The sequence below is a fragment of the Kitasatospora phosalacinea genome, assembly GCF_000717185.1.
In the GTDB taxonomy this organism is placed as follows: Bacteria; Actinomycetota; Actinomycetes; order Streptomycetales; family Streptomycetaceae; genus Kitasatospora; species Kitasatospora phosalacinea_A.
On sequence record NZ_JNYE01000020.1, the window covers coordinates 63579 to 77931 of the forward strand.

Genomic DNA, 14353 nt, shown 5'->3' on the forward strand with positions numbered 1-14353 from the left:
GGGTGGCGCTGTTCCTTCGCTGCTCGGTCGGGTGGTGCCGGGTCTTCGGGCCTTCCCCGGCCTCAGGCGCTGTTGAGCATCTGGTAGACCGCGGGGAAGGCGATCAGGACGGTCATCAGCAGGGTCAGGGCGGAGCCGGGGGCGACCATCCTTTCGCTGTCGGTGTTGGCCTTGGCGAGTTCCTCGGAGAGGAGTTCGCCGCGCAGGCTCTTGGCGCGGGCCCGGAGGGTGTCGTAGACGGCGGCGCCGTCGACGCCGGAGATCCGCATGATGTCGGCGACGTCCTGGAGCGGGGTGAGGCCCAGCTCCCGGGCGAGCGCGTCGAGTCCGTCCCAGGGCGGGAGCCGGTCGGTGGCGGCCCGCTCCAGCGCGTCGCGGATCCGCCGGAACACGGTGCCGCGCCCGACCGAGGCGGCGCGGCGCAGCGCCTCGGCGGGCCCGCAGTCGGCGGCCCGTTCCAGGGCGACGAGTTCCAGGTACGCGGCGATGCCGTGCAGGTACTCGGTGCGGGCCTCCTTGGCCTCGCCCACCACGATGCCGTCGGGGACGAACCAGAGCAGCCCGGCGAGCAGCGGCCCGGCCAGCAGCGGGACGGCGAGCGGGAGGCCGTCGCCGATCACGGCGGCCATCACCGTCAGGTAGCCGGGCAGGGCGAACCCGAGGACGGCGAAAAGCAGTTTGTGCGCCATGAAGCGGGCCGGGCTGCGGCCGATCAGGGCGAGTTCCCGGGTCGGGATCCGCACCCCGGGCAGCCGGGCGGAGCCTTCGCCGACCCGGTCGTACCAGGGCAGCGCGGGGTCCTCCTCCTCGGCCCGGCGGGGTTCGGGGACGCGGTGCAGCCGGTCCAGGGCCTGGCCCAGGTCCGGTGGTGCGGGCCGGAGTTCGGCCAGCAGCAGGGCCACGCCGCCGGCCGCCGCGGCTCCGGCGAGGACCGCCCAGGGGGAGATCACCTGGCCTCCTTCAGCAGTGCTTCGCCCTCGCCGCCGGTCGTCCCGGACGCCCCGGACGTCCCGTTCCCGTCCCGGTCCCCGTCCCCGTCCCCGTCCTTCCGGCCGGGCAGGCGGCCGGTCTTGGAGCGGCGGTCGGGTTCCAGGACGCGGGGCAGCGGGGTGTGCCGGGCCAGCGAGCGCATCCAGGCGATCACCGCGACGAACGCCAGCGCGACGACGGCGAGCACCAGTTGGCCGGTGACGGTGGTGTAGGGCTCGGTGTAGTGCGAGTTGAACGCGCCGACGACGATGACCAGCAGGATGATGCCGACCATCCAGCGGATCGTGGTGCGGTGCTTGGAGCGGTCCGCCTCGATGGCGCGCCGCTGCCGGACCTCCTCGCGCACCGATTCGGCCATGTCGGCGAGCGCCCGGGCCAGGCCGGGTCCGCTGTCCCCGGCGCGCAGCACGAGGGCGGCGAGCACCTTGTCGGCGGTCGAGTCGGCGACCTGGTCGCCGAAGGCGCGCAGCGCGTCCTCGGGCCGCCAGCGGGCCTGGAGGCGGGCGGCCAGGTCGGTGATCTCGGTCTCCAGGGCGGCGGGCGCGGTGCGCCGGCTGGTCATGATCGCCTGGTTCAGGCCGACGCCGAGCAGCAGCACGTCGGCGAGGCGCTGCGTCCACTCGGCGAGGGCCTCCAGGCGTTCGATCCGGCGGGTGTCGGAGCGGGTCGCGTCGAACAGCCAGGGCAGGCCGAACACGGCGGCGGGGACGAGCAGTCCGACCAGCGGGATGCCGGTGAACAGCCAGCCGCCGGGCGCGCCGAGCAGGGCCAGCAGCAGCTGGGTCCGGCGCAGCCGGGCCATCCCGGGCGAGGCGGTGCCGGGGGCGCCGTACCAGAGGGTGTGCAGGCGCCCCTCCAGCGGGTTGTCGTGCTCCTCCTCGTCCACCGGGCGTCCGACCAGGCCGACGACCAGCGCGACCAGCCCGCCGGTCACCGCCAGTCCGCACAGCACGTACAGCAGCATCAGCGCGTCCCCCCGATCCGCAGCGCCAGCGGCGCGCTCCACGTCCCGTACGGGGAGCCGAGCAGTCCGGCGTCGAACCCGGCCCGGCGCAGGTCGTCCAGGCAGTGCGGCGGGGTGAGCGGCACGGCCCGGACCTCGCCGATCTCCGGGCGCGGCCCGAAGACGGTGTTCAGTGCGGGGCGTCCGGACTCGCCGAGGCCGGCCACCTCCAGCACGTGCGAGACGAAGCGGTGGCGGCGGCCGCCGACCGCGGTCTCGTCGACCATGGTGACGTGCACGATGAAGTCGACGGCGTTGGCGGTGAGCCGGTAGGCGAGGGTGTCGGTCATGTGCGCGCCGTACTCCAGGCAGAGTTCGGCGATCCGGTCGACCACCATGTGCGGGCCGCGGGCGTGCAGGGTGCACATCGAGCCGCCCTCGCCGTTGGTCATCACCCGCAGCATCGGCACCACCTCGGCGGAGCGGACCTCGCCGACGATGATCCGCGACAGCGTCATCCGCAGCGCCGCCGGGATCAGTTCGCCGATCGTCAACTCGCCCGCCAGGCGCCCGTCCACGCGTTCGCCGTTGCCCTCGCGGGCCTCCATCGGGACGACCTGCTTGAGGTGACCCAGGGTGTGCAGCCACAGCTCGAACTCCGACTCCAGGGTGCCGACCCGCTCGTCCGGCGGGATCTCGGCGGCCATCGCGCGCAGCAGGCTGGTCTTGCCGACGCCCTGCGTCCCGGTGATCATCACGTTCTTCCGGGCCCGGATCGCGGACGCCAGGAACGCCGCCAAGGTGCTGTCCACGGTGCCGAGTTGGACGAGGTCGCTGAGCGTCGCACTGGCCACCCGGTGCCGGCGGATCGCCACGTACGGGCGGGGCGTCACCTCGGTCATCGCCTGCAGGCGCATCCCGCCCTCCAGGCGCAGCGCCAGCATCGGGCTGGCCGTCGACAGGCTGCGTTCGCTGCCGCCGTGCTGGCGCGCCAGGTCCTGCAGCAGCTCGACCAGCTCCTCGTCGCTGTCGGCCACCGGCGGGACCTGCCGGAGCGGCTGGTGCACCCGCGAGACCCACACGTCGTCGCACCCGTTGATCAGGATGTTCTCGATCTCCGGGTCGTCCAGGTACGGCTGCAGCCGCCCGGCCCGGAACAGCAGGTCGTACACGGCCTCGGCGAGCACCCGGTCCTGCTCCCGGGTCGGCGGGATGCCGTGGGTCTGCGCGTACGCGTCCGACCAGCGGGCCACCGCCTCCTCGATCAGCGCCCGCCCGCGCTGCCGCCGGGTCGCCCGGTCCGCCTCGCTCCCGGACGCCTGCGACAGCCGCGACAGCTGCTGGTGCAGCTCCGCCGCGACCTGCCGCTTCAACTCCCGCGCCACCTTGGTGTCCACCACCGGACGCGCCCCCACCGGCGAGAGCGCGGGCACCGCGGACGCCGCCGCGGACGCCGCCTGGCCGACCGGCCCGGTCTGCACCTGCGGCTGCGGCTGCACGGGCGGCTGCACGGGCGGACTCCCCCACGGCAGCCCGGCCGCGTCGGCCGAACCCCCGTACACCACCTGGCCGTTCACCGGCTGCTGCGGCGGCACCGGCCCCTGGTACGGACTAGCGCGCACGCCACACCTCCTCCCCGTCCGACCCCTCCGGCCCCGCCTGCCCCGGGAACGGCGCGGGCACGGGCGGCTGCGGCACCGCGGGCGGTGCTATGTACGGCGCGGGCGCGGCGTACGAGATCTGCGGCGCCTCCGCCCGGACGGGCCACTCCCCCGTGAACTGCCCGCCCCCGACCGGGCCCGGCTGCTGCGGCTGTGGCTGGAACTGCTGTGGCGGGTAAGGCTGTTGCGGCTGCTGTTGCGGCTGCGGCTGCCCGTTCACCGGCCCCGCCGCGAACGGCGGCGCCGGCTGCGGGGCCTGCACCTGGACCTGCACCGGGACCTGCGGCGGCAACTGCGGCTGCGGCTGCGGTTGTTGCTGGAGCTGCGGCTGTTGCGGCTGCTGCTGCGGCCGGAGTTGCGGTTGTTGCTGCTGCGGGCCGCCGAGGCGTCGGCGGCGGGCGGTGGCGAGGTCCTGGATCCGGTCGGCGGCGGTGCGCGCGGTGCGCATCAGCTCGGAGCGGATGAACCGCCGGTCGGTGGTGTCGCCGCCGTCGGAGAGCACCCGGGCGGTGCGCGGCGCGTGGGCGAGCGCCCCGAGCACGGGGAGCCGGAACTGCCGGGAGACCTCGCCCTCCGGGTAGGGGCCCTCGGCGACCAGCAGCAGCCCGAGGCCGTCCGAGCCGGTGCCGTGGGTGTCGAGGTCCTCGCGCAGCGCGGCGATCCGGGGCCGGGCGGCGGAGAGCCCGCGCAGGGTGGTGCGGACGGTCGCGGCCACCACGTCGGCCCGCCGCGGCAGCACCGCCATCGGCCCGTTCGCGCCGGAGCGCCCGAGGTCGAGCAGCACGTCGTAGCCCTGCGGTTCGAGCGCGTGCAGGGCCTCGACGAGGGGCTCCCAGGTGTAGGCGAGGCCGGGGGCCTGCGCGGGATCGGTGAGGCCGGGCAGCAGCAGGCGCTCGCCGGTGCCCTGCGGGGAGACGTCGAGCAGCTGTTCCCACAGCGTCTCGGCGAGCAGCCCGCGCCGGTCGGCGACGGCCAGGTTGCGCAGCCCGTACACGGCCTCGACCCGGCCCTCCAGCGCCCCGGCCAGCACCGCCCCGCCGTCCGGGTCGCACTCGACCAGCAGCACCCGGCGGCCGGGACGCAGCGGCCAGGACAGCAGCAGCGCGAGCGCACTGCTGGTGGCCCCCGGCGCGCCCGGCCCGCCGAGCACGGCCACCACCGTCATCAGGACCCCCCGGCGGTTCGGGGCGCCAGGATCACCTGGAACTTGCCGCCCGCCACCCACAGCGCGAGCTGCGGCCCGTCGGCGGGGCCGACGGCGACGTCTATCACGGTGCTGCCGTCGGTGTCCGGCTTGCCGACCGCGGCGACCACGGCGGTCATCGTCTCCGGCGTGCGCGTGGCGGTGCCGTTCCCGCTGTCGGGCGTGTGGACGATCAGGATCTGCAGGCCCGGTTGCAACCGGGTCGCGGGCAGCTGGGAGCGCTTCGCCGAGATGCCGACGATCTGCTGCCCCGGCTGCGTCGCCGGGTCACTGGTCAGGTCCGACCTGACCAGCAGCGCCCCCCGCTTCAGGTCCGTGGTGGCCCGCAGCCCGATCGTCCCCCGCAGGTCCTGCGCGTCCAGCGGGTGCAGCGCCGGGTCCCCCGCGATGTGCGCCACCACCAGGTCGTCCGAACTGATCACCTGCCCCATCGGCACGTCCCGGGCCAGCGCGAGCACCGCGATCCGCTGCCCGCTGCTGTTGTACAGCACCGCCCCGCCCAGCCCCCCTGCCGCGATCAGCGCCGCCGCCATCGCCAGCACGGCAGGTCGCCGCCGCCGCGCACCGAGTCGGCGCGGCGGGGTCGGCATGCTTCGGTTCTCCACCGCTCTGCGGCCTCTCACTCGTGACGGAACGTCGAACTCCGGGCCTCCCGGCCCCGGGCGCGGGTCAGTTCAGCACCTGGACCTCGTTGACCGGGACGCTCAGCACGCTGTCGCCCGGGGTCGACCAGGTGGAGATGCCGGTCATGTCGACCGGGGCGCCGCCGGTCGTCCGGGCGGTCACCACCCAGTCGAACTGCACGGAGAGGGTGTACGCCTTATCCTTCATCCGGGCCGAACTCTGGGTGAACAGGTGGCTGCAGGTCGGTGTCCCGTTCTTGCTGAACGCCGCGCCGCCGTCCTTGCAGATGAATTCCTGGAAGGGGGCCGTGCCCGGCCCGTCGTCCACCGTCCAGACGACCTGCTGGAGGGTGATCGTGGCGACGACCTCGGGGCCGCCGGGGTCCTCCCGGAGCGGGCGGCTGCTGAGCGGGCCGATGACGTTCCTGTCCGGTTCGACCCAGAGCCACACCGGCGAGCCGACCACGGCGTCCGCCGCCGGGGCCGCGCGCAGGACGGGCTTGCCGACCTTGATCGTCTCCAGGGCGTCGCGGGCGACCTCGCGGGCCGGCTTGGGCGGCCGGGCGGCGACGGGCTGGGCCAGGAAGACCTGCCCGTTCGGCACGAAGCCGTCGTCCAGGATGCACGACTTGTCGTAGATCTTGCCCTGTTCGGGAGTGTGCGTGCCCCAGACGGTCTCGGTGGCCAGGGGCTGCGGGACCGACTCGATGTAGTAGCAGCCGGCCGAGAACGCCCCGCGGTTGTCGATCCAGCACGGCACCTCGTGCCCCTGCCAGGTGCAGGTCGAGCTGCCGCCGCCTCCGCCACCGCCGGAAGTCCCGCCCGCGGAGCCCGGAATGGTGGTGGTTCCGTGGTCGCTGACGCAGATGGTGCGGTCGGCGCAGGGGGTGACGACGGGGTCGTCGGCGCTCGCCGACGGAACGACCGCGAACGTCAATCCGACCCCGGTCATTAGACAAATAGCGGCGCGCCCGGCGGAGTTCAGCATGTCTTGGTCACCTCACGGGTGAAGTCGGCGATCAGCCAGCGGTTTCCGTATTTCTTCAGCACGGCGGTCGCCGGAAAGCGGGACAGCCGCTGTTGCGGATCCTTGATCTCCTTGGTGGTGGCGTCCGCCTGGTGCCAGTCCGACACGTCCAGGCAGTCGTCGATCGTCGCGGTGGGCGGATTCGCTTGCAGGTCAAGGCTTTTGAGCACGGGCGAGGTGCGCGGTCGGCCGACCATGACGAGCCCGGCGTCGTGCAGTTGGGTGAGTGAGATCGCGGTGTCGGTGAACGCCGCCCCGGTGGCGTACTGGCGGAGCGCCAGTCCGTCCGAATCTGATCGTCCCAGGACGTCGGCCTGGACATCCCACCAGCCTTGATAGGCCGTCACGGCGCTGTTCCCGTCTAGCCCTTGGGCCCCTTCCCGCGGGACGGGGCTGCCGGTCGGGGTGGTTGCCGCGGGGGTGGTCGCGGTGGCTCTGGGGAGGGTGGCCGAGGGGGTTCCGAGTCGGTCCGCGGATCCCGTGCCGGAGGCCGAGCAGGCCGCCAGCAGGAATGGCAGAAGCAACCCGCTGATCCCAACCGCCCCAGGGCGCACCAGAATTGAGCGCTGCCGCATAGCCCCACCTTGTTGCGGCCGGACCTGTGGTGGATCCGGACCGCGGATGTCGTCTGCCGTCCCCGGTTCGTTCTGAGGTCGCTCGGAGGTCGATTCTTCGCCACCCCGCCCCGGCACGGCAACACCCGGGGCCTCCTGACCTTACGCGGAAGGCGGATCCGTTGGGGCACTTTCTCGCCACAGAACCGCCAGAAGTTCATCGGAAAACGGCAATCCGGCGAGCGCTCCTCTCACTGCGGCCCGATTGCGCATCAGGAGTCTCCCCCCGTCACGCGGGACTAGGAGTCTGGCCTCTCCCGCATTGGCCGGTTCTCCCCAGCCCAACTGCCCTTCCACGGCGGGCTGGAGGTCGAGCGGGCCGAGGGCGGCGGGTGCACCGGGCACGCCGTGTTCGAGGACGCGGCCCAGGGCCCAGCTGAACGAGCCCTCGGCACCGGGGAGCACGTCGTCGCGGCCGCGCCGGCCCGCGTTCCAGCGGCCGACCCGGCCCCAGAGGGGGACGCGCGAGTGGGTGAGCAACTCGCCCGCGGCGTCTTCGCGTTGCAGGGCGGCCCAGGTGTCGCGGTCGGCGACGGCGTCGACGATCAGCAGGGTCTCCTCCTGTTCGCCGTGCACCATGGCGCTGGTGATCCAGTCCCAGGCGAGGCCGCGCCGGTAGGCGTTGTCGGGGGTGGATCCGGCGGTGACGAGGGCGACGCGGCGGCCGCGGGGGTCGGCGACGAGCTGGCCGGCCAGGGTGACGACGAGCCAGCGGGCGGGGCGCTGGGCGGCTTGGCGGAGGGCGGTGAGGAGGGTGTTGGCGTCGGCGTCGGCCGGGGGACTGGTGACGGTGCTGCCGCGGGTTCCGGCGTCGAAGGTGCGGCCGGGGAGGGCGTCGGCGAGGGTGCGGGCGCCGTCGGCGGCGCGGGCGGAGCCGCCGTGGCCGCGTTCGGGGCCGCCGTCGGCGCCGATCGTCACCAGTTCGATGCCACCGCTCACCCGTACCGCCCCCTCCGCCTGTACCCCGCCCCCGGCCTGCCGCGCGGCCCGTCGGGGGGCCTCGCACCGGCGCGGGGTGCCGCCGGAGGCCAAGGTATCGCCGAGGGGTGTCGGTGCGGGGCGGAATCGGTCCGATGAGCCCCAGCTCAGGGACCATGGGCCCTGTTCGGGGTGGTGCGGGCGGGGGCACCATCGACGGTATGGACCGTGACGACCGGGTGGAGACCCTCAGCGAGGCCGAGTGCCTGCGGCTGCTCGGCACCGTCCCGCTGGGGCGGGTGGTGTACACCGAGCACGCGCTTCCCGCGGTGCTGCCGGTGGCCTTCCGGGTGGCGGCGGACGGCAGGCTGGTCCTGGCGCTGCGCACCGGCACCCGGGTGGCGCGGGCGCTGGACGGGACGGTGGCGGCGTTCCAGGTGGACGACTTCGACCGGGCGGGCCGCTGCGGCTGGAGCGTGCTGGTGCACGGCCGGGCCGAGGTGGTGCGCGACGCGGGCCGGCGCGAAGCGCTGCGTTCGGGCGGCCTGCGGCCGTGGGTCCCGGAGCCGGGCCCGGAGTACGTGGCGATCAGCCCGGAGCTGGTCTCCGGCCGCCGCATCCTCCCGGAGCCGACCCAGCCCGCCCCCGTACTCCCGGCACCCCCGGCGCTCCCGGGCCACCGCGCCTGACCGGGCCCTTCCCCCGGCCCCCCGCTGACATGTGACCGGCGAGTAGGCATACTCTGCGGGGCGGCCCGCCCGGGCCGTCCCGCCCTGCCCCGACGCACCCGTGGAGCGCCCCGTGACGACCTTCGCCTCGCTCGCCGACCTGACCTCCGCGGTCGGCACCGAACTCGGCACCAGCGAGTGGCACACCGTCGACCAGGACCGGGTGAACCTGTTCGCGGAGGCGACCGGCGACCACCAGTGGATCCACGTCGACCCGGAGCGGGCGAAGCTGACGCCGTTCGGCGGGACGATCGTGCACGGCTACCTGACGCTCTCGCTGCTGCCCGTGCTGGCGAAGGAGTGCTATGGCGTGGAGGGCGTCGCGATGGCCCTCAACTACGGCTCGGACAAGGTGCGCTTCCCGTCCCCGCTGCCGGTGGGCTCGGCGGTGCGGGCGACGGCGGTGCTGGTCTCGGCGGACGAGCTGTCCGGCGGCGTCGTGCAGGCGGTGGTCCGGTTCAGCATCTCCAGCGAGGCGAGCCCCAAGCCGCACTGCGTCGCGGAGACCATCACCCGCTTCTACCCGGCCGCCTGACCGCGCCGCCCGACCCCGCCGCCTCCCCGGCCCGAGGACGGCCGCAGGACCGACCGCAGGACCGACCGCAGGACCGACCGCAGGACCGACCGCAGGACCGACCGCAGGACCGACCGCAGGACCGACCGCAGGACCGAGAACGGACCGCCCCGCACCCCGGGGCGGTCCGTTCTCGTTGCTCCGCACGGCCGCTCCTCGTCACCCTCCCGCGGCGCGCCGCCGACGACTTGCCGTGTTCCTCCGCTTTCTGCCGGTAATGTCCCGTTCCGAGACGCGCCGTCCGGCGCCGGGGGCTCCCGGCCGCCCGGGTGTCGTCCTCCGGCCTGCCGTCGACGCCGCGGGGCGCGCTGCGTCCTGCCGTCCCTCCGGTGCGCCGCCGTTCGGTGTCCGACCGTGGAGGTTCCCGTGTCCCGCCCCGTCTCCTGGCTGTTCCGTGCCGGCGAGCTGGCCGCCGAAGCCGGGCTAGCGCTGCGCGACGCGAAGCGCTCGTACCGGACGCTGCCCCGGGAGACCTGGCAGCGGATGCGCACGGACGCGTTCGGCGCCGACCCGTCGGGCTGGCGCCTGCACCGGGTGCGCAACTCCCCGCACTTCGTGGACGGTTCGTTCCGCAACCCGGTGGCGACCCGTCGGCTCGCGTACGCGCACACCCCGCTGGCGCTGATGCGCACCAAGCTCGCGGCCGACCCGAACCGCCGCGCCCCGGCCGCGGCCGTCCCGGTGCACCGGCTGCTGCCGATGGAGCTGGCCACCCCGCCCGCGTCCGGCCTGCGGCTGACCTGGCTGGGGCACGCCACGGTGCTGGCCGAGCTGGACGGGGTCCGGGTGCTGTTCGACCCGGTGTGGAGCGAGCGCTGCTCCCCGTTCGACTGGATCGGCCCCAAGCGGCTGCACCCGGTGCCGCTGCCGCTGGCCGAGCTCGGGCCGGTGGACGTGGTGGTGATCTCGCACGACCACTACGACCACCTGGACATGCCGACCGTGCGGACGCTGGCCGCGGGCGACGCGGTGTTCGCGGTGCCGCTGGGCGTGGGCGCGCACCTGGAGCACTGGGGGGTCTCGCCGCGCCGGATCGTCGACCTGGACTGGTGGGAGTCCGCCGAGCTGGACGGCCTGCGGCTGACCGCGACCCCGGCCCGGCACTACTGCTCGCGCGGGCCCCGGCCGAGCGGCAGGTTCCTGTGGTCGTCCTGGGTGGTGGAGGGCAAGCGGCACCGGCTCTTCCACAGCGGCGACAGCGGCTACTTCCCCGGGTTCGCCGAGATCGGGCGCCGCTTCGGGCCGTTCGACGCGACGATGATGCAGGTCGGCGCGTACTCCGAGCACTGGCCGGAGGTCCACCTGACGCCCGAGGAGGCCGTGCAGGCCCACCGCGACCTGGGCGGCGACGTGATGCTGCCGGTGCACTGGGGCACCTTCGACCTGGCCCCGCACCCGTGGGAGGAGCCCGCCGAGCGCGTCGTGGCCGCGGCCCAGGACGCCGGGGTCACGCTCGCCCTGCCCCGCCCCGGCCGTCCGTTCGAGCCCGCGGCCCCGCCCACCGCCAAGCCCTGGTGGCGCCCCGTCGCCGCCGCCCCCTCCGGCGCGGACCTGCTCGTCCCGGACGGCCTCACCCGCGGCTCCACCACCGTCCCGGACACCCCGGCGGCCCTCACCGCGGCCCCGGCCCGCCCGGACGCCCCTCTCGCCGAGGCCCGTCCCACCGCCGACCGGTCCCCGGGGCAGTCCCCGGGGCAGTCCCCGGCTCAGGACGGCGAGGTCCCGCTGTTCTGAGCCCCTCCGGAAGTTCCCGGCCCCGCACCGTGTCACAGGTGCGGGGCCCGTCTCGTCCCAGGGTGTGCAAGCACCGACGAGCACCGAGGAGCACCCCGTGGACGCACGACTGAACTACTTCGCCACCCCGACCGCCGGCAAGGCCCTCAAGCACGTCATGGCGGCGGGCCGGGAGTTGAAGGACTCGCCGCTGCCCGCCCGGACGCAGGAGCTGGTGTCGCTGCGGGTGAGCCAGCTCAACGGCTGCGCGGTCTGCATCGACATGCACACCAAGGAAGCCGCCGCGGCCGGGGAGGAGCAGGTGCGGCTGCACCTGGTCGCGGCCTGGCGGGAGGCCGCGGTCTTCACCCCGGCGGAACGCGCCGCGCTCGCGCTGGCGGAGCGGGGCACCCGGGTCGCGGACGGGGCCGAGGGGGTCAGTGACGAGGTGTGGGCCGAGGCCGCCCGGCACTACGACGAGGACCAGCTCGCGGCCCTGGTGATGCTGATCGCGTTCATGAACATGGCGAACCGGCTGAACGCCATCGCCCGGCAGCCGGGCGGCGACTACCAGGTCGGCAGCTTCCACTGACGGCTTCCGGCTTCCGGCTTCCGGCTTCCGGCTTCCGGCTTCCGGCTTCCGGCTGTCGCAGCGACAACTGTCATGATCGCATCGGGCCGGGACGACCCCGGCGCGGACGACCCCGGCGCGGACGACCCCGGCGCGGACGCCGGGCGTCCGGAGCACGAGCCGGGGCACGAGCCGGGGCACGAGGGGGAGGCCGACATGGACAAGGTCGAGGAGTTCGAGGAGCTGCGGCCGCTGCTGTTCTCGATCGCCTACCGGATCCTGGGCAGCGTGGGCGAGGCGGAGGACGCGGTGCAGGAGAGCTGGCTGCGCTACGACGCCTCGCCGACCCGCCCGGTGTCGGCCAAGGCGTTCCTGTCGACCACGGTGACCCGGCTCTCGATCGACGTCCTGCGCTCGGCCCGGGTGCGGCGGGAGCAGTACGCCGGGACGTGGCTGCCCGAACCGCTGCTCGACGACCCGTACCAGGACCCGGCCCGCGCCGCGGAGCTGGCCGACTCGGTGTCGATGGCGGCGCTGCTGCTGCTGGAGCGGCTCAGCCCGCTGGAGCGCTCGGTGTTCGTGCTGCGGGAGGTCTTCGCCTTCGGGTTCGACGAGGTCGCCGCGGCAGTGGGCCGCTCGGAGGCGGCCTGCCGCCAGCTGCTGGTCCGGGCCCGGCGGCACATGCGCGAGGGGCGGCCCCGGTTCGCGGCGGACCGCCGGGAGCAGCAGGAGCTGGCGGAGCGCTTCTTCGAGGCGCTGTCGCGGGGCGACGTGGACGGGCTGCAGCGCCTGCTGTCCGCCGACGTCCAGCTGGTCGGGGACGGCGGCGGCAAGGCCCCGCAGCTGGCCCGGGCCGTCGTCGGGGCCGAGAAGGTGGCCCGGCTGCTGGCCACCGTCCACCCGCTCATGCTGCTGACCGGGGTCACCTGCGAGCAGCACCGGATCAACGGCCAGCCGGGCGCGCTGTTCCGCGACCGCGACGGCCGGGTGCTGCACACCCTGGTCCTGGACGTGCTCGACGGGCAGGTCCGGGCCGTCCGCTCGGTCCTCAACCCGGACAAGCTCGCCCACCTGGGCCCGGTCGCCGACGCCTGGGCCGTCGACCGGGAGCTGCGGCGGGCCCGCCGGGGGACGCCGCGGTGACCGGCGCCCACCCTTCTGTCACTCGCCCTCCGGTCACCCGCCGTCCGGCCCGAGGAGGGCGGCCAGGGTCCTCGCCTCGGTGACCGCCTTGCTGCGCCCGCCGCCCGTCGCGAGCCGCGTCACCGCGGGGATCCCGCCGCGCGCGCCCGTCTCCCGGGCCAGGTCGACCGCCGCGGTCAGGAGCTCGGCGGCGCCCCGGGGCACCGGCGCGTCCAGCAGGACGGGCAGCAGGGCGGCGAGGACCGTCCAGGCCAGGCGGGGGGCTCCGGCGGCGGCCAGGTCGGCGAGGGTGCGGGCCAGGCGGTTGGGTTTGACCGCGCCGTCCCGGACCAGCGCCCCGGCCTCCCGCCCGAGCAGGGCCGGGTCGAAGCCGGTCGGCGCCTCCGCCTCCCGGGCGGCGAGCACGAGCAGGGCGTCGACGGCCGCGGCCCGGCCCCGGCCGTCCTCGGCGCTGCCGGAGAGGGCGAGGAGCTGGTGGACGGCGGGGCCGCAGGGGCCGCCGTTCTCGGCGAGCAGGAGCGGGAGGCGGTCGTCGCCGCACCGGGGCAGCAGGCGGACGGCGGTCTCCTCCCGGTGGTGAGGGAGGACCGCGGCCGCCCGCTCGTCGGGCAGCGAGCCCTTGCCCCAGTAGTGTTCCAGCAGGTCCGGCTGCGGTCCGAGCAGCAGCCGCAGCGGCTCCGGCAGCGGCTCCCCGGCGGCCACCGCGAGCAGGCCGAGCCGGTCGGCGTCCGGGGCGGGCTGCTCGCAGTACCGGTACTTCTCGGTGCCCTTCGGCACCACGACGCTCTCCCGGCCGGGCAGTCCGCCCTCGCGCAGCCAGGCCGCGAGCTGCCGCCCGGCCACCGAGGTCAGCCGCCCGGCGTCCGCGGCGGCCCGAGCATCCCCCGCCGTGCGCAGCAGCGCCTGCGCGAAGTCCACCGGCCCCGGCCGCACGCCCAACTCCTCGTACCGGGCCAACCGCGCCACCAGCTCCCCCGCCTCCAGCGCACCGTTGCACCAGCTCGGCGTGGCCAGCAGGAACGGCACGGGATCGGCGGCCAGCCGCCAAGCGACCTCGTGCAAGCGGGCGGCGAGCACCGAGCCGAACGCCCCGCCGTACTCGTAGCGGTACTGGAACAGGGGTGCCAGGGCCTCGGGCGGTGTCGTGCCGGTGGCGACCAGGGCGAGGACGTGCAGCGGTTCCCAGGACTGCGGGAGCGGGGCGAGGGCGGCGGCGAGGGCGTCCCGGTCCTGCCAGGCGTGCCGGGTCAGGCCGTCGAGGAGGCGTTCGAAGGACGTGCTCCCGGCTGCCGCGGCCAGTTCCTCGGCGAGTTCGGCGGGCGTGCCGAACGGCGCGGGCACCGGCACCGGACGCGGCGGCTCGGGCAACCGGTCCGCCACGACCTCCACGGCCGACACCCCCACCACCACACCCAGCAACTCCGCCGCCACAGCAGCATGCGAAGGGTCCAGCAGCAACGCCGCCGACCGCAACTCCCCCACCACCCCACCCTCCACCAAGTCGACATAACGCTTGATCACCTTCAACGCCCGCCCCTGCACCAACCGGTCCGGATGCCCCAGACACCCCGCCACCGCCCGCAACGCCACCCCCACCCGACCACCCGCCGCCACCCGCTCCAACCACCCCAACAACACCCGCAC

14 protein-coding genes are annotated in these 14353 nt (G+C 75.1%); 5 read left to right on the plus strand and 9 right to left on the minus strand.

The features are described 5' to 3' along the window. Positions 1–62: 62 nt before the first annotated feature. The 8 genes from OO57_RS11365 to OO57_RS11400 all read right to left on the minus strand — a co-directional run bounded on the left by OO57_RS11365 (position 63) and on the right by OO57_RS11400 (position 8001). The gene (locus OO57_RS11365) at positions 63–950 is read right to left on the minus strand and encodes a hypothetical protein (RefSeq protein WP_033252233.1); all 888 of its coding nucleotides are present in this window, start codon (positions 948–950) and stop codon (positions 63–65) included. Continuing rightward, positions 947–1954 (minus strand): type II secretion system F family protein, encoded by a 1008-nt coding sequence (locus tag OO57_RS11370; RefSeq protein ID WP_063737535.1) that lies wholly within the window; start codon positions 1952–1954, stop codon positions 947–949. The genes OO57_RS11365 and OO57_RS11370 overlap by 4 nt, the downstream gene beginning before the upstream one ends. Beyond that, positions 1954–3555, minus strand: coding sequence for a CpaF family protein (locus OO57_RS11375; protein WP_234337309.1), 1602 nt, complete (start codon positions 3553–3555; stop codon positions 1954–1956). The genes OO57_RS11370 and OO57_RS11375 overlap by 1 nt, the downstream gene beginning before the upstream one ends. Then, the gene (locus OO57_RS44670) at positions 3545–4759 is read right to left on the minus strand and encodes a hypothetical protein (protein WP_063737536.1); all 1215 of its coding nucleotides are present in this window, start codon (positions 4757–4759) and stop codon (positions 3545–3547) included. Before OO57_RS44670 ends, OO57_RS11375 begins: the two co-directional genes overlap by 11 nt. Beyond that, positions 4759–5388, minus strand: coding sequence for an SAF domain-containing protein (locus tag OO57_RS38430; protein ID WP_051777258.1), 630 nt, complete (start codon positions 5386–5388; stop codon positions 4759–4761). The genes OO57_RS44670 and OO57_RS38430 overlap by 1 nt, the downstream gene beginning before the upstream one ends. 79 nt (positions 5389–5467) lie before the next feature. Next, entirely contained in the window at positions 5468–6409 is a 942-nt protein-coding gene (locus OO57_RS11390; RefSeq protein ID WP_158715091.1) for a hypothetical protein, read from the minus strand. Next, the gene (locus OO57_RS43745; RefSeq protein WP_158715092.1) at positions 6403–6795 is read right to left on the minus strand and encodes a hypothetical protein; all 393 of its coding nucleotides are present in this window, start codon (positions 6793–6795) and stop codon (positions 6403–6405) included. Before OO57_RS43745 ends, OO57_RS11390 begins: the two co-directional genes overlap by 7 nt. 369 nt (positions 6796–7164) lie before the next feature. Beyond that, positions 7165–8001, minus strand: a complete 837-nt coding sequence (locus OO57_RS11400; protein WP_033252236.1) for a hypothetical protein — start codon at positions 7999–8001, stop codon at positions 7165–7167. Positions 8002–8201: 200 nt separating this feature from the next. Between OO57_RS11400 and OO57_RS11405 the strand changes: the two genes are divergently transcribed. The 5 genes from OO57_RS11405 to OO57_RS11425 all read left to right on the plus strand — a co-directional run bounded on the left by OO57_RS11405 (position 8202) and on the right by OO57_RS11425 (position 12709). Then, a complete protein-coding gene (locus OO57_RS11405; RefSeq protein WP_063737537.1) occupies positions 8202–8669 on the plus strand; it encodes a pyridoxamine 5'-phosphate oxidase family protein in 468 nt (155 codons plus the stop codon). Positions 8670–8781: 112 nt separating this feature from the next. Further along, positions 8782–9243: a MaoC family dehydratase gene (locus OO57_RS11410; RefSeq protein WP_033252237.1), complete on the plus strand. Its 462-nt coding sequence runs from the start codon at positions 8782–8784 to the stop codon at positions 9241–9243. A gap of 522 nt (positions 9244–9765) precedes the next feature. Then, entirely contained in the window at positions 9766–11016 is a 1251-nt protein-coding gene (locus tag OO57_RS11415; RefSeq protein WP_234337313.1) for an MBL fold metallo-hydrolase, read from the plus strand. A 97-nt stretch (positions 11017–11113) separates the two neighbouring features. Further along, a complete protein-coding gene (locus OO57_RS11420; RefSeq protein ID WP_033252238.1) occupies positions 11114–11587 on the plus strand; it encodes a carboxymuconolactone decarboxylase family protein in 474 nt (157 codons plus the stop codon). A 195-nt stretch (positions 11588–11782) separates the two neighbouring features. Next, a complete protein-coding gene (locus OO57_RS11425; protein ID WP_033252270.1) occupies positions 11783–12709 on the plus strand; it encodes an RNA polymerase sigma-70 factor in 927 nt (308 codons plus the stop codon). Positions 12710–12742: 33 nt separating this feature from the next. On the opposite strand, the gene OO57_RS11430 is transcribed toward OO57_RS11425, so the two are convergent. Next, a complete protein-coding gene (locus OO57_RS11430) occupies positions 12743–14230 on the minus strand; it encodes a hypothetical protein (protein ID WP_234337310.1) in 1488 nt (495 codons plus the stop codon). Positions 14231–14353 lie beyond the last annotated feature (123 nt).

Coding starts and splice junctions, on each gene's coding strand:
- OO57_RS11425 (WP_033252270.1), top strand. CDS start 11,783: ATGGACAAGGTCGAGGAGTTCGAGGAGCTGCGGCCGCTGCTGTTCTCG.
- OO57_RS44670 (WP_063737536.1), bottom strand. CDS start 4,759: ATGACGGTGGTGGCCGTGCTCGGCGGGCCGGGCGCGCCGGGGGCCACC.
- OO57_RS11405 (WP_063737537.1), top strand. CDS start 8,202: ATGGACCGTGACGACCGGGTGGAGACCCTCAGCGAGGCCGAGTGCCTG.
- OO57_RS11390 (WP_158715091.1), bottom strand. CDS start 6,409: ATGCTGAACTCCGCCGGGCGCGCCGCTATTTGTCTAATGACCGGGGTC.
- OO57_RS38430 (WP_051777258.1), bottom strand. CDS start 5,388: ATGCCGACCCCGCCGCGCCGACTCGGTGCGCGGCGGCGGCGACCTGCC.
- OO57_RS11370 (WP_063737535.1), bottom strand. CDS start 1,954: ATGCTGCTGTACGTGCTGTGCGGACTGGCGGTGACCGGCGGGCTGGTC.
- OO57_RS11415 (WP_234337313.1), top strand. CDS start 9,766: ATGCGCACGGACGCGTTCGGCGCCGACCCGTCGGGCTGGCGCCTGCAC.